This is a genomic window from Lacrimispora indolis DSM 755, from assembly GCF_000526995.1.
GTDB lineage: Bacteria > Bacillota > Clostridia > Lachnospirales > Lachnospiraceae > Lacrimispora > Lacrimispora indolis.
In genome coordinates this window covers 4,676,624-4,700,282 of sequence record NZ_AZUI01000001.1, presented here as the reverse complement: position 1 = coordinate 4,700,282, position 23,659 = coordinate 4,676,624, and the positions used below count along the sequence as shown (strand labels likewise).

The window sequence follows — 23,659 nt, the reverse complement described above, 5'->3', positions numbered from 1 at the left end:
CTCTCTTTCGACTGTGTTAAGGAGACCTTCTTGGCGGAACAATCTCTACCTTATATTTCATCAGATATTTTGCTCTGGCATTGACTGCACCGGAGTTAGAAGTTCCGTCCATGTATTCTTGTACTTCAGCCTTGGTAGATCCTTCAATCGGGAAGGAGGCATCCATATACTTATCCACAAACCCATTACCTACGGCTCCTACAAAGGTAAAGTTACCGGACGTTTGCGTTTTCAAAGTTCCCAGTACAATCGGTGCTGCAGTGACCGTAGCTTCTGCATAAGGCTGCAGCGAAGTCTCCGGGATATCAAATCCCGTGCCGCCGCTTGCATCATCTAAACCTTTTACGGCCAGGTACAAATCATTCTCAGCTGTTGTTACAGCCGCACTGGCGGTCAGATTCATCAGATAAGACGGGTCAGCTGTAATCCCTGTCTCCATCGTCTTATTTTCAAATCCGGTAATGGATACTTTCGCGTCATAGATTCCCTTGTTTTTTATCATATACTCCGGTGCGGTAAACAGATCAGTGACTGCAGAAGAATCATTAACACTCATTAATTTGTTCGTACTGTCATAAGAACCTCTCCGACGTACGACCAGGTAAATGTCAGCCGGTACTTCAACCTTTAAAATTTCCCAGTCCTGCAATTCAAGAACATCCGGATCGCTTTCAGCTTCTACCAGGAATAAGTTCTCTGATACCGTACTTCCCAAATGGAAATGTTCATGCTCCGCGTCCGCATTGGGATGATAAGCCGAACTGCTGGTAAACCGCACCACATCTCTGCCTTTTACTCCATGATCCATATCAATGTCGAAAATCTGATTCGCCGGTATTGCTATTGCCGTCTGAATCACGTGGTCAGTTCCCCAGACAGGATTTTCTTCCGTTCCGGTATTCACAGAGGTCAGGTAAAATGTATTCTGATGACCATCCAGTTTTTCCGGAGCACTTACGATCATAAAAGTACCGTCCTGATATACTACAGACCCTTTCGCGGCCTTGTTGTTCTCAAAGAGAGTACTATCAACCGTCGTCGTGCCGCTGTTTAAGATGGCACCGCCATGCTGGCCATTAAGATCTGTTTCCAGATCATAAGTATTGTTATTATTATAAAGGGTTACATTCGACAGAAGATTCAAAGCTCCGCCTTTTTCAACAGTTATCAGCGGGGCCTTTGCCTCACCGTTACGGCTTACAACCGCACCGACCGGAAGATCAGTACTGGTCTTCGGTTCACTGTGTCCGTCAAAGTATACGTTTGCACTGAACTGGGCAGTTGCACCATCCTTGACATTCAGCAATGCACCGGTAAAATCCTCCACATCATATTCCGCTGTTGCTGCGGCCGCCGGATCATCAATTGCAAAATCCGGCTGTATATATCGGACAATGTTAATCTTATTGGTACTGCCCAGCATAACAGCTCCACCTGTGCCGATATAAGACTGTCCCGTCATTTGGATATCACTGTTTACCTGGATGGTACCGACTACATAAACAGTATTTCCACCCCGGGTTTTTAATAACTCAAAAGCTCTTGCCAACGTTTTTACAGGAAACTTCGGAGTCGAACCGGCAAACCGGTCTCCCTGGTCGTCAATACCGTTTGTTCCGTCAATATAAACGGCTACCGGCACCTGCAGCTCCAGGATATTCGGATATCCGCTGCGGTTTGACAGACAGAAGAAATCCTTTACCCGCTCTTCCAGCAGGAAATAACCGGCATCATTGGCTGTTGCATTGATTCCCGCCTGATAATGAACCATATCTCTTCCCATATACGGATCTCTCACCATAACATGGAAATTATTTTGTATTGGAGTACCATACACATCTACAGTCAGATAACGGCTGGTATCATGGTTTGCATCTTTGGTTCCGAATCCCTCCAGGAACACACTTCCGCCAAAGTTCGTATAACGGCTGAAATGCAGGTTTCCATTGCTGTATACATCTGTACCTCCGGAAATCACATGATCGTCTAATGAAAGGTTGGAAAATTCCGTATATTCAAGAATACAGGTACCATCATCTAAAAGCTCAATACCCGCGCTGCTGCCTTCCATAATATCAGAATCATTCAGATGGCCGACGATGTATTCCGGTCCATTTTTGTTTTTTTCATTAAAATTGTTAATAAATAGTGTTGCGGTAGGAACGCCATTGCTCACGCCCTCCGCACGGTAACATTGCAGTACACCGCTTCCTTTTACGGTAATCAGCGGGGCCTGAGCCACTACAGCCGGTGCCACTAAGGTTGGATTAATGCTGTCACTGCTGATCGAATGTCCATCCAGATAAATACCGCTTAAAGTCAGTTTACCGCCATTGCCGATATAGAATAAACTGTCAAGCAATGTTTCGTTGCTAAATCCATCATAAACAGGATCAGCAGCAGCATACCCCTTGGGCTGGGAATATCGTTTGAAATATACCTGCCCCCGGATATTAACAGTCTCACCCGGATCCTTATAATATCCTTCATAATGGGAGGTTCCGTCACTATTGTAAACCTTAATATTCATTAGCTGAATATCAGATGGTTCACTGGTTCCCCCAGTGATGTCCAAAGTATCCACAATATAAATCAGAACACCATTGGTACCTGCCTGATTTCCAATCGCCTCAAAGGTACGTTTTAATGTCTTAAACGCCTTTTCCGGAGTTGTTCCGTCATTCCCCGTGTCATCTGACCCATTCTGACCATCCAGATAAATTACCCTTCTCAGACTCAATTCCAGAATGGAAGCATTGGAACTGTTGTTCACAATATCATACAATGCCTTGATCGCATCATCAAAAGAATAATATTTCAGCTCTGTCTCACCCGGCACGGCACCGTCTTTATATCTGATCAACGGACGGCCATTATAATCATTGCTGACAGAAATCTGTAATGCTGATGAAGGAATATAAGCAGCATCCGGCTGTATATACGCCGAAGTAACATTAGCCGTACCATTTAAATATACTTTTCCGGATATGACCGGCGAACCGGTCAGATACAACTGTCCGAGGGATGATGGATCGCTTTCACTTGCATTGAGATAAATTGCACTTCCATAAGTTGCATTATTACCTTTTATCTCTCCGCCATTGATTGTCAGGATTCCCCGTTCGGCTACTTGGAAGGCACCGCCCTTTGAACTTAAGTTATCCACAAATCCATCTTCGGCAATATAGTTGCCGATGTTGTTGTTATTTGAAAAGACTGCGCCGCTTTCTACCGTTACATTGATCCCTGTAAGAATATTCACAATACTGTCACCATTGTTTACCGTACTGTCTGTACTTCTGCGTCCCTGAATCGCGATATCTTTCAATGTCAGGTTATAGTCCGGCTGAATCAAGCAGCCGTAATATGCCCGCTCAAGCTCCGGTGTTTCAATTCCATCGCTTTCATAAACCTGGAATCCGGTATAGCGGCACATATAAGCAGTTTCCGGTAATGTCCAGACACTTTCACTGCTTGTATTAATCGCCTTGCCGCATATGTAAATCACATAATGCTCCGTCGTTCCATGAGTCGTTAATACCCCCACACTCTTGGCCTTGGTAAAGCTTTTTACGGCCTGGCTCGGTTTTAAACCTGTATTTGTATCTTTCCCGTTTACCGAATCAAGATAAACTGCCTTCATCAGAATTAAGCATTGTTCTTCCTTTACCCCGCTCACGTTTCCGGCAAGGTTACTGGTTCTTCCCTGATCCAGTACATACGGATTTGAACGTACATCAAAATATGAGAGATAGGAACCGACGTTTGTTACCTTATTGCCATCCGGCTCTACAACTACACTGCCTTTTCTAAAGTAGCTGATTCCCTGATTTAAGTATATATGATAGGAACGTCCGGTCTGATAAATATGATCACTTATTTTAATGGCACTTAAGGTTTGGTATAAATAAATACTGTCACGGATATCCGCACCGCCGCCGCTCAGTTCGAACCCCTTCTGCATGACAAAAATTGGCGAGTACTTATTGATAGACTGCTGTCCGGTTGCATTTGTCGTATTTCCGCTGATCTGCCCGCCGGAGAATATCAGTTGGGAAGAACTGTTAATGCCCTGATGGAAAATTGCACTGCCGCATCCTCCTTCATTTCCGCGGATAATTCCGCCGCTGATAGTTACAGCACCATCATAATTTACAATTGCACCTGCTGCTCCCGGATTTGTATTTCTTGAAACAATCTTGTTATTCTCGATCAGGCCGCCCCTCATCTCCATACCGCTGGGAGCAGAAACAGTGCTGTGTATATAAATCGTTCCGATACGTGCACTGGTACCTTGTGCATTTGGAGCATTTAGTTCATTATTTATTATCTGCCCCGACTTCATTATCAAATTTCCCGGATAAGAAGTACTGACCCCCTGAACCATTACCGCAGAGGCAAAGTAGTAACTACTGAAACTACGGCTTGTTTCTCTTACTATATTCCGAATAGTTCCACCGCTTATCTCAAGTATACCGCCATAAACCTTCACACCCAATGCTGAGGTGTTGCTATAGGTAGTCGTTACAGCCTTGTTGTTCTGCAATACTGCGCCCTCTCCAAGGACAGCGGTCCTTCCTCTGCCAACCATCAGCAATTGATCATTCACAGCTGTTGTCAATACAATACCATTGGCTGAGCCGCCGTCTATTGTGATATTTTTAAACGTAACGGTAGAAGCGTAAACCGTACTGGTGCTGTCGTACAGCGTAATCAGGATACCGCCATACCCTTCATAACGGGTTACCAGCGGCTGCCATCTTTGCCCGCTCAGAGAATTCGTTACGAATCCTCCGGGTTCAAATGACCAGTCTTCATCCTCTGCAAGTACATTAACGGTCGAAGTACAGATAATGATATTCGCTCCGGTCGTATAATAACCTCCGCCCTGCAGCAGTTCTCTGGCACGTTTAAAGGTTTTGACCGCTGTAGATGGAGTGTTGCCAGAGTTGGCATCATTCCCGCTGCCTGACAGATAAACATTATTTTCTCCCAGCAGCACAAGATTTGGTGACAGCTCCACCATCGGCCGCATGGCTGCCATTCCGTCAGCACTGGCCTTATGGAAATATGCCAGCTGGCTTCCCGCACCCGTAAGATCCGTAATGCCAATCATATCAGGCTGAACCACTGTCTTACCGGCAAAGCCTTCCACCAGATGCAAATCATACTTTGGCGTCTGACCGGTCGCAGCATGGGTCATTGTAATCGGCTTGGTACTGTTGTTCATATAAATCAGACCCTTAACTAAGCTTCTTCCATCCAGTTCAATGCATCCATAATTATCAATTGCACGTGCAACATAAGAGCTCGAGGAATAAGGACTGTCACTGATTTTTACCAGTGCTTCCCCCTTAAGCCGCAAGATTGCATCAGCCCCTAAATAGACTGCATCTGTATTTCCCTGGATAGACGGTGTGGAAAAGCCTCCAGCATCTTTCATTCCATTTAATTCAATGATGACTTCATTGTGATAGCTTGTTGTGGAGTCGCCGATCGTTGCTGCATAAACACCGCCGCCTTTATTATCACAGATAGAGGCCAAATCATTTAAAGTAATTCTTGCTGTTCCGGCCCGGTGATAGGAGGCAGATGTTGAACGTGTCAGGTAAATCCCTGAACTTGCTGTGCTGCCATTATTAACATTGGTACCATTTCCGGAAATTTTAGCCGTTCCGTTCATTGTTACCTGAACCGGACCGTTGGCATATATTCCGGCTCCCTGATTTCCGGAAGCAGCATCCGTGCTGCTGTAATAATCACTGCCGCCAATCATTGCATTGTCATTTAACGTGATCTTTTGGTACCCAGTACTTTCTGACCAGTTGTTCTGAGTATGGACCAATTGAATTCCTGAGCTGGAGTTACCGGATATTCTGGAGTCACCAAACATTTCTACGTTCACCTGTGATGCTCCATAGGAAGTACTTCCGTTCACTGTAGCCTCGGCGATCCCCATATTATTCTGTTCGATCGCCGCATGGTCTTCCATCCGGATGTTAATCGGACTGCTGTTAACCTGATAAAAGTAAATACCATAGGTGGTTTTGTAAATCCTGCTGTGATCTTTCATCAGAATATTAGCTGTTGATGTGGTGCTGCTGCGTCCAGTCAGATATATTCCGTCTGCCCCGCCAGTAATCAGAGCCTTCTTTCCCATTGAAACAGTGCTGTTCTCTGCCGCCCCCAGGTAAATGCCATGGCTCATATCCGTGATCGAAACTGATTCTTCTTCGGATCCGTCAGTTTCCATATTCAGTAAAATCATTACATCTTTTGCATAAGAACTGTTTGTAATAATCCCGCAGGTAAGACTCATAATATTGGGATTACCAGTAATTCTCGAATTGTTTAACAATTCAACCTTCGGCGATATTCCGTTGTTTACTGAGATTCCATAAAACCAATAGGATGTGCCTGTGGCCGTACTGTCAAGTATAATTGCCGCATGATCCTGCATCTTTACCGATGCCGTTGTCGTACTTGAGGGAGACAGATAGATACCATAGGTCGTTGTATTGCGTTTTCCTCCATAAGTAATGTTGGCCCGGTCTGACATCGTAAGGGAAAAATTGGCCCCCCCGTAAATGCCATACGACCAATAAGCACCTTCCATCGTTGCAATGCTTGCATCTCCTGACATGTCAACTGCTGAACCACTGCCGGAAATATAGATAGCACCGCTCACGGCATTGCCGGTCTCTAATCTGGCATTCTCCTTCATTTGAACGGAGGTATTAGCATAAGTAGAATAAATCAGATAGCTATTCAGCAGCGTGGAACCCGGTCCCTGAATAATAGCACTGTTTCCTTCTATAGATACGGAGACATCCGCTCCCCCCATCCATATACCATAGCCGTTAAAGCTGGCAACTTTATCAACCGTATTATCTGTGATAATCTTTGCTTCTCCCAGCATCGACAGTTTGGCTGAACCATACAACCGGACCGTATACTGCGACTGGTTATTATACAGCTGCTTGTTCACTTCACCATTTTCGCCGCTGAGTGTTACTTCTCCATAAATGTCCAGTGCACTGTAGTAATTATTTCTGATCATCGAATCTCCGGTCAGCGTCACTAAAGTACCTGCTGAACCATAGATCACAGGGCTGTAGGAACTCTGATCAGCAAGAACGACAGTATCTGCCATACCATCAATTATCAGCCTTCCGGTTGTAAATGCCACTGTATTGCTGCCATTACCTACTTTAATCATCGGCTGCCGCACAAAGGAGGCGAACCGGCGCACCTGCGGCTCATATACCGGGGTCCCGTTGCGTACTTCCGCTATTGCATAATATTCATTTACATCTGTATACAACGGATCCTCATAATTAAGTTCCCAGAATTCATTGGCATTAATATCCACCTGACCGCAAATGTAGATAAATGGTGCAAAGCCTTCTCTTTCTTCCTCCGAAAGGGTACTTTCATGAATCGAAGTCTCGTTAATCCTATTTTGTAAAACTTCTTTTGCTTTATCAAACGTTGCAACCGCATCAGCCGGCGAAGTCCCCCCATTGCTGTCATTTCCCCCGGTTCCATCACTTTTATATCCTGCTAAATACACGCCCTGGCCAACAATAATGACATTCGTTCTTGCGGTGTAAACTGCATCTCTAAATCCGCCCAGTTCACTTCTTCTTGGCAGCTCACCACCGCGAAAATGATCTAAATTGCCCATTGCACTCAACAATGCAGGATATGTCCGGTTTACCTGAACCCATCCGGATAGATCAGGATTTGGTTCCAGCATTGCCCGGGTCGCAGAATTTCCCAATGGTTTCAGTACTACACTGCCGGATTGAAACACTTCACTGTTTAAATCAATCGGAAAGGCTGCATAAGACGTATTATCATCTTGCGGCGCTGCAAGTACTGTCAGGAAAGAGCTTCCTGAATTTAAAAAGATAACATCTGGATTGGCTCCATCTTTCTTATCAGCGGTCACCTTACTGAAATCAAAATTCTTACTGTAGGTACTGGTTGATGTATCATCAATATAGATATTGTACACGCCCTCCACCTGTTTTGATGGAACCGGCTGCTTAAAATGTCCTTTGAAAATATCAATGTATGCATAACCGCTCAAATAGAAGTTGCTTCCCTGTACAGCCGCACTGTTCTGGATCGGACCGTCAATATCCATCATAAATGAGTAACCAGTTGTAATAGCAATCCCGCCGCCATAGTCCGCATGGTTATCCTTTATTTCAAATTTTCCGTCTTCTGATTCTGACAGATACACATATGCACTGGTACTTGACGTGTAAATACCGCCGCCCCGATTGGTTGCAGTATTGTCTGTAATGGAAGAGTCCTTCATATAATAACGTCCGCTGCTAATTGCCAGTGCAGCACCATCCCCCGCCCGATTGTCAGAGATCATCATGTTCCTGAAATAAGAGTAAGAGGTTGAGCTGGAAGAATAGATACCTCCGCCCTGTGTAACCGCCTCATTGTTGCTGATCCGTACATTCTCAGCATGCCAGCTGCCGCCGCTATGAGTGACCCCGCCGCCATAAGTACCGTAGCTTCCCGTATTGGTGATTTTATTTCCGCTGATTTCAATTGCTCCCGGAGTGGTCGCCATCATATAAGTATGGGCAGACGCGGCAGAAGCACCACCTATGTAAAGTCCGCCGGTACTCACTGTTGCAGAGTTATTAATAATCTTAGTTCCATCTTCCAGAGTAAGAGTCCCATATCCATAGAAGTAAATACCTCCGGTATCTCCATAGCTGCTGGCACGAGATGATCTCGCTTCATTTTCCTCTATAACGGTTTCTTTTAAGGTTAAAGCAATATCCTTTCCGGAGCTTCCGTATGCATAGATTCCGCCGCCGCGTCCGGCTCTGTTATTTGAAACCGTTGTATCTGTTATCGTAAGGGTATTGCCGCCTGCAAGATAGATTCCTCCGCCCTGATTATAATTGTACACATCAGAGTCAGTATAGTACTCATATCCCGTTTGATTCGTAGTTATTGAACTTCCCGTGATGGTATGACTGTTTGTACCGGCATCAATATAGATCCCTACACCTCTTACGTAGCCATATGTCGTAAACGCACCATGGTTCCCATTCACTAACCCGGCATTCATCGTAAGCTTACCGTCAGCCCCTACATAAATTCCGACTCCTAAATTAACATTCGTATAACTTTTGTATCTTCCGCCAGCTTCATTATCAGATATGGCTGCATGATCAATATTCAGGCTGCCATTCGCATAAATACCGGTACCATAAGCAAAATATGATTTATTGTTACTGATTATTGTATCTTCCTGTTCCCCGTTCCCATCACCGATGTTTACGATTGTACCTGTATCTGCAAATATACCGACTCCTTTTGAAAACAGTACGCCGCTGTTTGTGCCTGAAACCTGATAAGTCAGTATGCTGTTACCTGTGATCTTCCCCTTATTCATAATAAAGGAGGTCCCTGCATCCACAAGATAAACACCGGCGCCATATTGATAGGTCTGATTTCCGGTAATGGAACCGCCGTTCATGGTAAACCGGGCACCACCACTTAAAACCACACCACCTCCGGCCTTATGGTCAGTAATTCCGGCAGTATAATAATCCGTACGATAAGAGTTATTCTTCTGAATAAAACCATTGTTCATCTCAACCGTGGTACCGATTCCGGAAGCAACCACACCTTGTTCCCGGTTCTCAATCGAACCGGTCCAGCCCGCTTCCATCACAAAGCGGCTGCCTCCGGTAACCGTTACGTGGTTACCCAGGGTGAGATCCTTCTGGTCAAACTCTGTACTGTTCAGCCGTGTTCCGTTCAGAGTGGTATTTCCCCTTAAGTTCAGCGTTCCACCTGCTTCTACGTTAACCGTAACGCTGTCAGTGTCATCCACCATATTACGTATAAATACGTCTCGTATGCTCAAAACACCGCTTCCTGTTACTTTGATCAAAGTTTTTGGAACTTCGTGACGGGGTGCAGTATTTCCCTCTCCCTGACCTGCAATTTGATCAATATGAGATACGACCTCTGTCGTAACGTCAGTACCTCTCGCATAGTCATAACTGGTTTCCAGTTCCCATTCCGGTTCACCGGCAGAGTCTATGGTCACAGTATTGCAAATATAAATTACTTCCGGCATCGGAAAGTCTTCTTCAATTTTATCCAATGCCATACCTGCTGCGTCTTGTCTGGCCTGCAGACTTTTAGCCATCTCAATCTGCCAGATAGCTCTTGCTCTAGTCCAGGTTTTCACCGGATAGTCACAAGATGAACCATAATTTCTGTCATCGCCGTTTACACCATCAATATAAATACCATCAAAATAATAAATTGCATAAAGTTCAATATTCTGAGCATTTACAATGCTGTCATCCTCTCCAGTATCCTGGCGCAGTGACCAGTCAATACTTGAAAGGCCGAGATTTGCCACAGACCGGTTGTTACTGTGCAGTTTTATCCGGCCAAGCAGCGCCTGACCCACAGAATCTGCTTTTGCAATCGGGTCTGTATTATCATCGGTGATTGATGCTGCCAAATCCCCGCCAGGTACCACTACATCCACATACCGGTAAGCTACGTTCTTATTAATACCGCCAAAGAATATTCTCAGATCACCATCATGAATATTATCCACACTGCATACCTGTACCGGATGATCTGCTAAATCTGGGAAAGCATTGATCTGAATGTATCCCTTTTCTTCCGTCCTGACATTCTTTTCGATAATCAGATTTCCCTCATTTACCAGGATCGTCTGAGCTTCGGACTCATTGCCGCTGTTATCATACATTCCTCCAAGGTAAAGATTTTCTACAACCAGAGTCTTGTTTTCCGGTATGATGATTGCCGGCTGTGCGGTGGAATTCCATGTGCCAAGTGGAGTTATCAATGATTCTTCGGCAGAAGCCAGGTAAAACTCTCCATCGGGAAGCCGCTCCAAATATTCACCAGCATTTTCATCCCCCAAGTTCAGGGATCGCATGGCTACAACAATTCCATTGGACTTTTTAGCCTCCTCGGCTGCTGCGCTCCAGGTTTTAAGAGGAGCACGTGGGTTTGATCCATCATATAATGCATCATCGCCTGCCGGATAAACCTCCTCATCAATGGTCATAGCTGCTCCCGGGTTCCAGTAAATAACCTTTGCTTCACCTATAGAACGGCTTGCAATCAGAGTCTTACTGGTCAATGTATCTGCCTCAAAGGTAAAAGACCGGGACATGATTTTACTTTCTGAACCAGTATCTCTTAACTGAACAGCTGCCTCAGTCTCGACCTCCAGGTTCCAGTTATCGGATTCTGCCAGAGTAAAATAGTCCAAAAATTCTTCCTCAGTTGCTTCATCCGCATAAAGGGTTGTCACCAGTTCCCGTGATTCTGCCATGCCATCATCCCGCAGTTTCAGAAGATACTCGCCGCTGCCACCGTCAAATCCTTCCGTCAACTCGATAATCGGATCTTTCCAGGTACTTGCAGACACCTTATCCACCAGCAGTTCAATATTATCTTCATCGGTATCTAAAGTATAATTATCGATATCAAAGGCTGCTTCTCCTGCCGCCTTTGTTTGACTGGCGGTTGAGGCCATCGGTTTCAGTGGAAGCATTTTCTCAATTCGTTCATTTTCTGCCGCTGCCGTGTAATCTGTATCCCCGGCGTTAGAAGGAGATGCCGTATCTTCTTTCCGCTCTATATTTTCCTGCTCACTGCAATAATCCATTACAACGCAACCATTAATATTGACATTCTGACCTATTTGAAGGACACCGCCTCGGACATAAACCAATTCTGTATCATCAGGGTCATAATCCGGAACTTCTGCCTCAAGCAGAGCATTCGTCAATGTTAATTGTCCGCCATTCACATAAAACAACGCGTCACTTTCATAAGGGCGTTCCGGCCAGGATGCTATGCGGATATTTCCTGCATTTAATACATACAGTTCCCCGTCTTTCACCTCCATCGGATTCATTGCATAAATAGTAATATCAGAAGGATCCAGTTCTTCTTTCTCCATCAGTTCTTCTGCACGCTCAATTGCCTTTTTAAGAGTTTTTACAGGCTTTGCAGGACTCCGTCCATTGGCAGTATCCCTCCCCATTCTTACCTTGGTTGAAGTTGCATTGGACATGGTTGCATTGGATGCAGTTGCTTCAGCATTTGATGCGGTCGCTAACACCACCGGCAGCTGACCGCCCGGATTCCAATATATTGCATGAGCATCATCAGTCAAAGGTTCTAATGGCAACGTTTCCTTAATGCGTTCCCCTCCACGCTCAATTGGCTCTAATGGCAGAGTTTCCTCTATTCGGTTTTCTTCACTCTCAATTGGTTTTAATGGCAGAGTTTCCTCTATCCGGTTTCCGTCTTCAATGGATTCTGACGGTGAGGTTTCCTCTATTTGGCCTTCTTCACTCTCAATTGGTTCTAATGGCAAAGTTTCCTCTATCCGGTCTGTTCCGTCTTCAACGGATTCTGGCGGCAAAGTTTCCTCTATCCAATCTGTTCCATCTTCAGTTATGTCTGATGGCAGAGTTTCCTCTATCCCGTCTGTTCCGTCTTCAATTTTATCTGACGAAGACATTTCCTCTATCTGTTCATTGTTTTTTGATGTGGTTTCTGCCAGAACCATAAGTTCCTGAGCGGGAAAGATCATAAGCAAGCATAAAAGGATGGCTGTAAATCTTTTAAGTTTTATCATTCTGTTCTCTCCTTTTCGTCTCTTTACTCTTAGTATCCGGCCTTGACAATTTCCAGATTGCCCCTCCTGCAAGGAGAAAGAATATTAAGCCTAATGCCCAATAATAAAGAGCTCCTTCCACACCGGTTTTAGGGATTCCGGAGGTTCCCTCACTGTGGCTCAATGGAGGGATTTTATCCGGAATTTCAGAAGGCAGCTCTTCCAAAGGAATGCTTCCTTCTCCCGGAACAACCTTTTTAGAGCCTGCATCATCGTCATCGCTATCATTGCCATTTCTCTGATACAAATATATGGTAACCGTCTCCGGTTCCTTTCCACCCTTCAATGTATATCGTCCACTTCGGGGATAGGGATTCCAGCCCGCTTTATAAACCCGGTACCGAACTCTATTACTGCTTAGATACACCAGCATACCATTAGATATATAATTGTCACCATCTTTGATGAACTGTTCACTTTCCGGTGCAGAAAGAGCGGTACTATTGACCACCTCCAACTCATAAATACCGCTACTGTCTGTCATGCCAAACAAAACATAACGGTTCAGGCTAGGGATGAAAATTTCTACAGACACGCCTTCAAGTGGATTATTGGATTCAATATCCAGAACCAGAAAACGCATTTTCCCCATATAATCAACGACTACACCTGCCATAATATCGGTATCTCCATTTCCTTTCGGAACAGCTCCACCGCCTGAACTTTTCCCGTCCGCCCAGACCGGAAAGCAAACAAGCAGAATCAATAAGCTGCATATCGGCCATGAAAACAGGAGCTTTTTTCTATCCATAATATCTACCTCTGTTCTATGTATTTGTTGATAAAGTACATGGCTGTCAGCCGCATCCAGTCACAGCCATTCCGCCCAACAGGCTAAGCCGTCATTTTTTTAACTCTTGTTCCTTTTCCCGGCCCTTAGTTCGCAGACTTAATAATCACAACCACGTTCCAAGCCGTTTCCCCTGCATATTCTTCACCTTGTGTATAAAAATCCCAAACCGCAGTACAGGGATAAAACCCTTGTTTAAGACCGCCAGCCAAGCGAATTTTTTCAATGTAATATCCAGGTTCAAGCAAATCAGATTCATAAACCACTTCTCCGGTTGCATCCCGAACTATTCTTACAGTACAGCTGAATTTATTCTCACTTCCATTTGCAATCCTGGCTTCTCCGAAAGCATCAGCATAATCAAAATAAATCTGACGTTCCAAAGAAACATATTTCATATTTTCGACCAATTCCTGATTTCTCAAATCTCTTACAATAGCAGCATCTTCACCTTCAGCCAGTTCTTGTTTCCACTGGAGTTCTGATGTGGCATACTCTTTTCGGAGTTTCTGGCTGCCAACTATTTTCTGCAAGCCCATGCCGGCAAAAAACGAACCGGCCAGCAGGCAGGCAACGGCTGTAAATATTAAGTAATAGCGATTTTTGCAGTGATTGAGCTTCATTGATAGAATGCACCCTCCATCACATGAAGTACAAGTTTTACATTTGCCTCGGAGATCTTATCCTCAGTCTCATCCAATGAGTATGTGGTAAAGTGTGCTGTCGCCTGATAATCTCCTGCCTGAAGCGTTTTATTTAACTCGATATATTCAATATAAAATCCCGGATCAATCAATCCCGACTGATAAACAACATCTCCAGTGTCATCCAACCTGATATCAACCTGAAAAGAATAATGGTTAGCCGCAATATTCTCAATTGCAATCCTCCCTTTCTTTCCTCCATATTCAAATACCGGACCGGCAGCAATTCCGATATCCACCATGCCTTCCGCTACCTTGGCACCTAATATATCCGCGATTTCCTGGTCTGTCTTACCTGGAAGCATACCACCCAAAGCCAACTCATCTCTTGTTAAACGGCTTAAATTATTGTCTCTGGTCATCTGATAATAGATACCTGATCCAACTCCAATCAAAAGCAGCAGGAGAAAAATTATGATCCATAACAACTTGCTTTTTTTCTTTTCTTTTTGTAGTGTCATTTTTCCAATCCTTTACGTTTCTTTTATATTAAAGATCAATTACGGCATAACCTCCGAAAGTTCCCCCGGTATTACCTGCCAAAAAATCGCTCCGACTTTCAGTGACTCTTCAACCTGCTTATACTCATTCTGCATTCCACCTGTTTTGACGCCTACTGTGACATATGTTTCTGAAGGTATATGAGCAGTTCCCGCCGCAGTATAGCCATTTGTCAGCACATCTTCCGGTGGGCTCAAGGCAATTATATCAGCATACCAAAACACATCCTTAAGCTCCGTGCTGCCATCTTCATAACTGATTGTCATTTGTCCAGGATCAGAAAATGCAACATTATCTATTAGCATCTGATACTCTTTAAAATTAGTCGGCGACGAAGCTCCATCCCATGTCGGATCATAACTCACCACTTTCCAGTGATGCGTCTTCCCGCTATCGCTTTCATTACTTGCAATAAAGGGCTTTAGCTCAACCGGCAATCCCTCTCTCGGAGGATTCTCTTCGTCCAGGTGCTCTTCTCTTACATCTGTTGAGTAATTCAGGAGTGGGATCATATCTTCCGATATGGTCTGCAATTCATACTCTGCCGTTGTTCCTGCTCCGGAACCGGAGGGTACACTGACAAATACCTTTACATTCGGCACAAGTAAGTTTCCATTCTCAACTGATACCGGATACGTATCACCGCTGTCAACACTTCCACGCACTACAAATCCATATGCCAAAGGTACGGTTACTGAAACCCTTGCTTCCGATGGTATCTGAGTGACACTCAGCCATACATTGGATGTCGGGCCTTCGCTTGCTAATGCAGAAAAGCGCAGACTGATCACACATATTAATCCAACTGCTGCAAGTCTGACTTTATATTTTTTCCACCGTCCCATATGATTCATTTATTTTCCTCTTTTCCATTCAGGCTTATTCCGGAAATCTCTTGCAAGTAAACAGCTCTTTTCCCTGCAGTTTATTCGCAACAAATCTCCGGAGAATCTCTTTTCAGAGATTCTTCCGGGATCTTGTCTTATCATCATTGGTTCTTATATACTTTCCTTACATTAAATTAAGGCTGAAGATAATCCTCGTTAGGTGCGGTATCGACATCACCCTGCATCTCTACGCTGATCGTCCATACAATGTTACCAATCTTTGCAGACTCTTCCACCTGCTTATACTGGCCCTTTTTTCCACCTACACTCACATCGAATTTTGCATGATGAGTCTCTCCCACAGTTGCATAATCATTACTGTCTACGTTAGAATAACTTAAATCACCTAATGGATCTGTGTTAGGCGCTGCCAAGTTAATACCGGCACCAGACATCTGAAGTCCGCCGTTTGCCACTGTATCAAATTTGTTTCCATCAATGCTTATATTGTATTTCTTAAAATCATCTGTTCCAGTGTTGCTGCTGGTTGTATGGGTCCAATATTTTCTAGATGCATCATCCCCTTCATTCTTGATATTTCCATTAATTTTAACTGCAAGACCTTCTCTTCGACCCGAAATATTCTTAAAAGTGGAATAGTTTGTGAATGGCAGTTTTCCCTCAACAGTAAGATTCCCTTCTGTCTGCAGGTTATAAACCGCACCTTGTCCGTTCGTTGACGGTGTGGTTACGTCTACCTTTACATTTGGTAGATATATGTCTCCGTTTGCACTGGTTACAGAACTGGTATTACTTACGTCAGTCGTACCTTTTACCACAAATGCAAACAGAGTTGGAACTTCTACTTTTACTTTTGCATCCTTATCTTCGATAATAACACCTGCCCATATATCTGTGCCGGTTGATGCAGGAACAGCTCCTCCCGGTTCAGCCATTGCCGGCATCACCATACTTGATGCCATTACGCCTGCTAATAAAGCTGTTATGAGTCTTTTTTTCATTTTTCTTTCTCTCCTTTTTGATATTTGAATTTAATGATAAAAGGTACAATAGCCCTTTCTACCCAATGGTAATCAACGGAAAGTCCACCTGATTCTCAGGCCTTTCCTGATTGTTTGCGGATCTGCCGTCATCAGCCTGCCAGTAAACCCGATTCCTAACCGGATAATCCGGCGGAGTACAAAGAAACACCTTTACTTGAAAGGTTATTTCCCGTTCCTCTCCAGGGAGGATTCTTTCCAGCAGCCATGTTATATACTGCTGCCCATCAATAACACCATAGATACCTTCGTCTTCCACTGAAACAAAACTGGTATGCTCCGGAAGATAATCGCGGATACGAACATCCTTAATTTCTTCTTCACTGTCATTGCGAAGCACAATTTTATATGTAAGGATCCCATTTGGAAGTACCAGTGACTGCATCCCATGGCTGGCAACAACCTCTGTGCCTAAAGAAATGTTGATATCCAATGCCTCTTCTGATTCCCCGGTACTTTCAGCCGGTTTTTCGTTTTGCAAATTCTTTTCCTGGAATTGAGATTCTTCTGCCGGAGGTTCGGCTTCCGTCTCAGTCTCTGTTGAACTCTCTGGAATCCTTTCCGGATTTGTTGTTTCTTTTAAAAATGTAATTTCTTCTCTGTCTGACCCCGAATCCCTGCCTGAGCCCGAATCTTTTGTCGGACGATGTGTCTCCTCCGGCGGTATTTCCTCCGTGGTTGTCTCTGCTTCGGTCGCCTCCGACGCACTACTTTCCTCTGCAGTCGTCTCTTCCTCGGTTGTCTCCTGCAGACTGCTTTCCTCTGCAGTCGTCTCTTCCTCGGTCGCCTCCGACGGACTGCTTTCCTCTGCAGTTGTTTCTTCCTCGGTTGTCTCCTGCGGACTGCTTTCTTCTGCAGTTGTTTCTTCCGGTTCTGTGGTACTTCCGTTTTCAGGCAAAAGCACCGCCGGAATCGGTTCATCATATCCCGGTAAATCAAACATAATTTGAGTCGGTTCATCTACAGGAACAAAACCACAATCATACCAATATGTAATTGTAATACTTGAATACATGTTTACTTCTTCTTTAAACTCAGTATAGAGGATAATATCACTGTTTTCCGTATAACAAAGCATTACATCTCCAACATGGACTCCTCCGCTTAGAACTAACTCTTCCCAGAATTCGCTTTCCAGGGAAAGTCCTTCAATCCGCCCCAGATTCCATGTTACACTGTCTCCGGCCCCCAATCCATTTGCCTGTGGATAAATCGTCACTTTTAGCTGGTGTTTAACAGCAGTATCGGGTTTGATTTTCTTATTTCTTTCTATAGTAACATTCCAATTATCACTGTTAACAATGGCCACTCCATTTAACGAAACCTGAAACCATGTAGGAATAATAGCATCTCCATTGTCTGATTCCTGTTCCAACAGTTCCTGCAAACTCGATTGTCCCGGAAGTTTTGCAAATAACGGTGCCGCCAATGATCTCGATGATCTAGAAGGCGTCGCCTTTGTTCCTGCTCTTTCCCCCTTGGCTTTTACGCCAAATGAGCTTTCAACATGCCCCGTTTCCGCAAAGGCTGCCAGTGAAACAGCAGTTATCAAGGCTACTATCAAACCCGTACTTGCATATAACTTGGCAAGCCCATTAAATCTATTCCGGTTTTTATCCATATCTTCACCTCTGTTTCACTCGATTAACACTGCGCTACTACTACGCCCTCTCCGCCTTCTTCTTTCACAACATCGCCTAAACCATCCAGATCTTTGACTTTTCGGTTACTGACTGCAATGATGCAAATAGCAGCCGGAATGCTGCATATTAAAATAACCAATTCAATAATGTTACTGACCGTTATAAGTCATCACCTCCTCTTAAGCGCCTTAGCACTTTCTCTCTTGTACCAGTTCAGAACTAAACCATTGTACCAAAGTACCGCAACCGTCCCCCCCCAGATACCTCCAATCGATGCTGATAACGCAAAATCCATCCGATTGATGCCATACTCCTCTTCCTGAGCAGAGCTAGAATCAGAATCCGGTAATAATGGATTTATTCTGACTGTCCGCAATTCTTCCCGATGGCATCCCTGACACTCTCTCCGCTCAATTCTTATACCGGAATCCGGCCTTTCTTCCACCACTTTCCATTCTCCGTAATGATGACCGGTTGCCGGCAGATATTCTATATATGTATATCCACACAAGATACATACATTTTCAACTTGACCTTCTGACTCTTCTGAGTTCAGTATTAAAATATGACTTTCAAATTCATGCTGCTTGCCATCGATGCAGTCAGGATGTGTATAAGCATACCCGACTTCACAACATAGGATGGTTAACAATAATGTGCTCAGCAACATAAGAAGCCTTTTTCTTAATTGCAATTACCTGTCCCCCTATCCTATTTTTATTAAAAAACAGACGGTTGTGATAATTCCATCTGCATATGGAATTTGGTTAATTCCTTTATTGGGCCTAACAATTCCTTTCAACATTACCTTACCCCATTTTTTTCATTTTGTATTGATTTGCGGATAAACAGCAATATTTATGCTCCAAACTACACCACTGCTCCCGATTCAGCGTATTCTTCCATTTCCCGTTTCAATTCTGAGTAATAGCTTCTTCCTACTGGCAGCACCGTTCCCGTATCCAATATTATTTCTTTAAACGAAAAAGTTCTGATATGAGCTATTGCCGCCACATAAGACTTATGGACCCTTACAAAACCATAATCCTTTAACCTTAATTCAATTTTTCCAATGGTTGAATAGAAACTAAACTGGTCGCTGCCGTAATAAACAGTTACAATTCGTTTAACAACCTCAAAGTAATGAATCTTTTTTATCTCAATTTTTCGGAATTCACCTGCACCTGTACACATAATATATTCTGTTTGCTTTTCTTGTACTGATTTTACTGCCTGCATGAAAATATCTTCGAACTTTTCTACCGTTGTTTCTCCTTTTACAACGTAATGCAATGCCCTGACATCAAATGCCGTAGTATAATAATCTTTAGATACTGTAAAAAACACAATTTCACTGATACACCCCTGATCTCTCAGCTTCCTGGCAACCTCATCCCCCTGTATCCCGTTCATTCTCATATCCAGATAAATAATGTCCGGATAATTCTTGAAACTTTGCAAATGGAACAGTAATTCTTCACCCTTGTGATATAAGGAAAACTCCGCATCAATTTGATGAATTGATGCCAACAGTTCCAATCGCTTTTTACATTGTTTCAGTTCTTGCTCATTATCATCACAAATTGCGATAATCACGCTTTATCCTCCTCTTTATGTCAAACACCACTTTATAAGTGCCTGCATTTAGTTTTCCTGCAATCTGTTTTTAAATATACCGTTACTCGTTTATACCATACTTAAACTGGGCAGCAGCTATTCTCTCCATTGACAGCGTCTTGTCCCCGCCGGATAACAAGAGTATACGGGAGCTGCCTTATTAAAGATTGTACAAATTTCAAAAGTTGTAATAATCTGAAATCTCATCGTATTTCCTCCAAAATCATATTCTTGAACTTCACTTGATAAGTATATATTAAACTTGGATGTCCTTGAGTTATATGTATTAAATAGAAGTTTATAGGTATTAAATTTAGGAGTTTTAAAATTAAAAAACATTCAGCTGTAAGTGTTTTATAGATTTTTTAATGTCAAGTAAAGCTTTTTCAATCCTCTGATGCGGTTTCCCAGCTCAACACCACCAATGCAGACGGAATAACATCATCTATCCGAAAAGTAACAAGAAGGCAACGGACTGCAGCCAATTATGCGGATAGCTGACATTTTCCTGAAGAAAGCACGGGAGAAACAAGGGACGGTTGATGGAGCGGTTTCAAGTCTATCATAACTGGTCTTAGGACCAACAATAACAGCAGCAAACCATTGAAAAACAGACTGTCTGGAAAATAAGATGAAAGCCATTAAAAAAAAACTCAATTATTTATGTAAAATGCATGGTCATGTAAGAAAAAGTGAGGTAACCTTGCCTCAGTATGACTCTTTCGACAAATAAAACGGTGAGGAGTTTTTCTTTCAGATCCTCCTCACCGCTTCTCTTTATTAAATGGTTTTCTTTCTATAGGGCAGGCTTATACCAAACATAAACAATGATAAAAGAATCAATGTCCCATATATGATTCGGGATGTGCTATCCTCTCCTGTTTTCGGTAAATAGTCCAATTTCTCCTTGGGTACTTCTTGTTCATCGATATCCACACGTTCGCTATCGGCAGAAGATTTGGGAACTTCCTGTTCATTGATATTAGTACTGGTGTTATTACCAGCATTACCTGAAACAACAGGTCCGCTATTTCCTCCACTGCTGCCTCCACCGCTGCCTCCGGTTCCACCTCCACTATTTCCGCCGTTGTTATTATTTCCGCCTTCTCCGTTTCCGCCGTTGTTATTATTTTCGCCTTCTCCGTTTCCGCCGTTATTGTTATTTTCGCCTTCACCGTTTCCGCCATTATTATTGCCGCCGTTGCTATCTTCCTTCCAAGATGCCCACAGTGTCATATTCTCTGTAACAGTACCATTTTCAAAATCCCACATGACAGGCTTATCATTTTCATCTAAATAGCCGTACCAGCCTTTGAATAAGTAGCCGTCCCTTGTGGGGTCTGCAGGCTTATCACTGACTTTTCCTCCTACAGGTACTGTTGTCTTATAAAAATCTTCGTATTGTGTGCCGTCTTCCGGATCAAAAGCGACTATGCATGCTTCTTCCCAGGCTGCCCACAAAGTAGTATTCTCTGCAACAGTATCATTTTCAAAATCCCACATAACAGGCTTATCATTTTCATCTAAATAGCCGTACCAGCCTTTGAATAAGTAGCCGTCCCTTGTGGGGTCCGCAGGCTTATCACTGACTTTTCCTCCTACAGGCACTGTTGTCTTATAAAAATCTTCGTATTGTGTGCCGTCTTCCGGATCAAAAGCGACAATACATGCTTCTTCCCAGGCTGCCCACAAAGTGGTATTCTCCGTAACAGTATCATTTGCAAAATCCCACATGACAGGCTTATCATTTTCATCTAAATAGCCGTACCAGCCTTTGAATAAGTAGCCGTCCCTTGTGGGGTCTGCAGGCTTATCACTGACTTTTCCTCCTACAGGTACTGTTGTCTTATAAAAATCTTCGTATTGTGTGCCGTCTTCCGGATCAAAAGCGACTATGCATGCTTCTTCCCAGGCTGCCCACAAAGTAGTATTCTCTGCAACAGTATCATTTTCAAAATCCCACATGACAGGCTTATCATTTTCATCTAAATAGCCGTACCAGCCTTTGAATAAGTAGCCGTCCCTTGTGGGGTCTGCAGGCTTATCACTGACTTTTCCTCCTACAGGCACTGTTGTCTTATAAAAATCTTCGTATTGTGTGCCGTCATCAGGATCAAAAGCGACTATGCATGCTTCTTCCCAAGCTGCCCACAAAGTAGTATTCTCTGCAACAGTATCATTTTCAAAATCCCACATGACAGGCTTATCATTTTCATCTAAATAGCCGTACCAGCCTTTGAATAAGTAGCCGTCCCTTGTGGGGTCTGCAGGCTTATCACTGACTTTTCCTCCTACAGGTACTGTTGTCTTATAAAAATCTTCGTATTGTGTGCCGTCATCAGGATCAAAAGCGACTATGCATGCTTCTTCCCAGGCTGCCCACAAAGTGGTATTCTCCGAAACAGTATCATTTGCAAAATCCCACATAACAGGCTTATCATTTTCATCTAAATAGCCGTACCAGCCTTTGAATAAGTAGCCGTCCCTTGTGGGGTCCGCAGGCTTATCACTGACTTTTCCTCCTACAGGCACTGTTGTCTTATAAAAATCTTCGTATTGTGTGCCGTCATCCGGATCAAAAGCGACTATCCATGCTTCTTCCCAGGCTGCCCACAAAGTGGTATTCTCCGAAACAGTATCATTCGCAAAATCCCACTTAACAGGCTCATCATTTTCATCTGAATAGCCGTACCAGCCTTTGAATAAGTAGCCATCCCTTGTGGGGTCTGCAGGCTTATGGGTGATTTTTCCTCCTACAGGCACTGTTGTCTTATAAAAATCTTCGTATTGTGTGCCGTCATCAGGATCAAAGATAACCATCACTGTCTCCGGCTGCGGAGCATCAAAAGCCTCTGCCATTGTTTCCACAGTTGTTTCTGTAACTTCCTCCTGCTGGATAAGAGGTATTTCTTCCGGTATGACACTCTCATCTTCCAATTCTGCATGAGAGAGAGTTTCTTCCTCATCAACCTCTGCCGGAACTTCCTCTTCCAATAAAGTCAGGTCATCATCTGCCGGAATAATATTTTCTGTTTCATCTTCTTCAGTATTATTTAGTTCCATATCCAGCTCTTCATTAAATAAAGAAACCGTTTCATCATTTGCATATGCATTCATTGGTATCATGCTACAGACTAAAACTACTGTCATCAGTAAGCTGAAAAATCTACCAATTTTACGGTGTGCCCTTTTTTGCATGTTCTTTCCTCCTTTTTTCGATTACGCCTTAATTTCTTTCATCGGCGTCAAGGAGGGCAGCAATACAGTAGCAGCCATCGAAATTAATCCAGTTTCTTTTAAATATCGAGTGCTCTTTCTTGAATAAGATCACAAATTCTAGTACCGCGCAGCATTTCAATCATTTTAGACTGGATGGATTCCAAAGTTCGATGCACCAGACATACTGAAGCAGCATTTCTGCTGCAAAATCCATCCTCTTCCAGACATCGATTAATACAGATACTTCCTTCCATAGCCTCAACAATATCGTATAATGTAATATCTGAAGCATCTTTAGCCAAGCGGTATCCCCCCTTTGGACCCTGCACGGATTCTATAAATCCCTCCATTCTGATTTTTGCAGCAACCTTGTTGAAGTAATTGTAGGTCATTCCCAAATGAGCCGCTGCCGCCTTGGCAGTTGTTATTTCCATATCCTGCCGAGCCATATAAAGAATAATCCGAATAGCATAGTCCGTTGTAATCTGAAATCTCACCGTATTCCCTCCATAATCGAATATTCCATAATAGTTTAAATACTTTACGTCAAAAGTATAGTATAAAACTTGG

General features: G+C 43.5%; 11 protein-coding genes. All 11 read right to left on the bottom strand.

The window, feature by feature from the left end; all coding sequences use genetic code 11:
* Positions 1 to 16: 16 nt before the first annotated feature.
* Complete coding sequence (locus K401_RS0122840; RefSeq protein ID WP_024295120.1) at positions 17 to 12,688, bottom strand: right-handed parallel beta-helix repeat-containing protein; 12,672 nt, start codon at positions 12,686 to 12,688, stop codon at positions 17 to 19.
* Positions 12,675 to 13,478 carry a hypothetical protein gene (locus K401_RS0122835; protein ID WP_024295119.1) on the bottom strand — a complete coding sequence of 268 codons (804 nt, stop codon included), beginning with the start codon at positions 13,476 to 13,478 and terminating at the stop codon, positions 12,675 to 12,677. Before K401_RS0122835 ends, K401_RS0122840 begins: the two co-directional genes overlap by 14 nt.
* A 125-nt stretch (positions 13,479 to 13,603) precedes the next feature.
* Complete coding sequence (locus K401_RS0122830) at positions 13,604 to 14,140, bottom strand: hypothetical protein (protein WP_024295118.1); 537 nt, start codon at positions 14,138 to 14,140, stop codon at positions 13,604 to 13,606.
* Positions 14,137 to 14,682 (bottom strand): hypothetical protein, encoded by a 546-nt coding sequence (locus K401_RS0122825; RefSeq protein WP_024295117.1) that lies wholly within the window; start codon positions 14,680 to 14,682, stop codon positions 14,137 to 14,139. Before K401_RS0122825 ends, K401_RS0122830 begins: the two co-directional genes overlap by 4 nt.
* A gap of 39 nt (positions 14,683 to 14,721) precedes the next feature.
* The gene (locus K401_RS0122820) at positions 14,722 to 15,576 is read right to left on the bottom strand and encodes a hypothetical protein (RefSeq protein WP_024295116.1); all 855 of its coding nucleotides are present in this window, start codon (positions 15,574 to 15,576) and stop codon (positions 14,722 to 14,724) included.
* Between the two features lie 167 nt (positions 15,577 to 15,743).
* Complete coding sequence (locus tag K401_RS0122810) at positions 15,744 to 16,571, bottom strand: hypothetical protein (protein ID WP_024295115.1); 828 nt, start codon at positions 16,569 to 16,571, stop codon at positions 15,744 to 15,746.
* A gap of 58 nt (positions 16,572 to 16,629) precedes the next feature.
* A complete protein-coding gene (locus K401_RS0122805) occupies positions 16,630 to 18,231 on the bottom strand; it encodes a DUF11 domain-containing protein (protein ID WP_024295114.1) in 1,602 nt (533 codons plus the stop codon).
* Between the two features lie 191 nt (positions 18,232 to 18,422).
* A complete protein-coding gene (locus K401_RS0122795; RefSeq protein WP_024295113.1) occupies positions 18,423 to 18,947 on the bottom strand; it encodes a hypothetical protein in 525 nt (174 codons plus the stop codon).
* Positions 18,948 to 19,123: 176 nt separating this feature from the next.
* Positions 19,124 to 19,849 carry a LytR/AlgR family response regulator transcription factor gene (locus K401_RS0122790; RefSeq protein WP_024295112.1) on the bottom strand — a complete coding sequence of 242 codons (726 nt, stop codon included), beginning with the start codon at positions 19,847 to 19,849 and terminating at the stop codon, positions 19,124 to 19,126.
* Between the two features lie 801 nt (positions 19,850 to 20,650).
* Positions 20,651 to 22,690, bottom strand: coding sequence for an InlB B-repeat-containing protein (locus K401_RS0122785; protein WP_438830327.1), 2,040 nt, complete (start codon positions 22,688 to 22,690; stop codon positions 20,651 to 20,653).
* Between the two features lie 476 nt (positions 22,691 to 23,166).
* Complete coding sequence (locus K401_RS0122780) at positions 23,167 to 23,586, bottom strand: RrF2 family transcriptional regulator (protein ID WP_027352343.1); 420 nt, start codon at positions 23,584 to 23,586, stop codon at positions 23,167 to 23,169.
* Positions 23,587 to 23,659 lie beyond the last annotated feature (73 nt).

Coding starts and splice junctions, on each gene's coding strand:
- K401_RS0122840 (WP_024295120.1), bottom strand. CDS start 12,688: ATGATAAAACTTAAAAGATTTACAGCCATCCTTTTATGCTTGCTTATG.
- K401_RS0122835 (WP_024295119.1), bottom strand. CDS start 13,478: ATGGATAGAAAAAAGCTCCTGTTTTCATGGCCGATATGCAGCTTATTG.
- K401_RS0122830 (WP_024295118.1), bottom strand. CDS start 14,140: ATGAAGCTCAATCACTGCAAAAATCGCTATTACTTAATATTTACAGCC.
- K401_RS0122825 (WP_024295117.1), bottom strand. CDS start 14,682: ATGACACTACAAAAAGAAAAGAAAAAAAGCAAGTTGTTATGGATCATA.
- K401_RS0122820 (WP_024295116.1), bottom strand. CDS start 15,576: ATGAATCATATGGGACGGTGGAAAAAATATAAAGTCAGACTTGCAGCA.
- K401_RS0122810 (WP_024295115.1), bottom strand. CDS start 16,571: ATGAAAAAAAGACTCATAACAGCTTTATTAGCAGGCGTAATGGCATCA.
- K401_RS0122805 (WP_024295114.1), bottom strand. CDS start 18,231: ATGGATAAAAACCGGAATAGATTTAATGGGCTTGCCAAGTTATATGCA.
- K401_RS0122785 (WP_438830327.1), bottom strand. CDS start 22,690: ATGGTTATCTTTGATCCTGATGACGGCACACAATACGAAGATTTTTAT.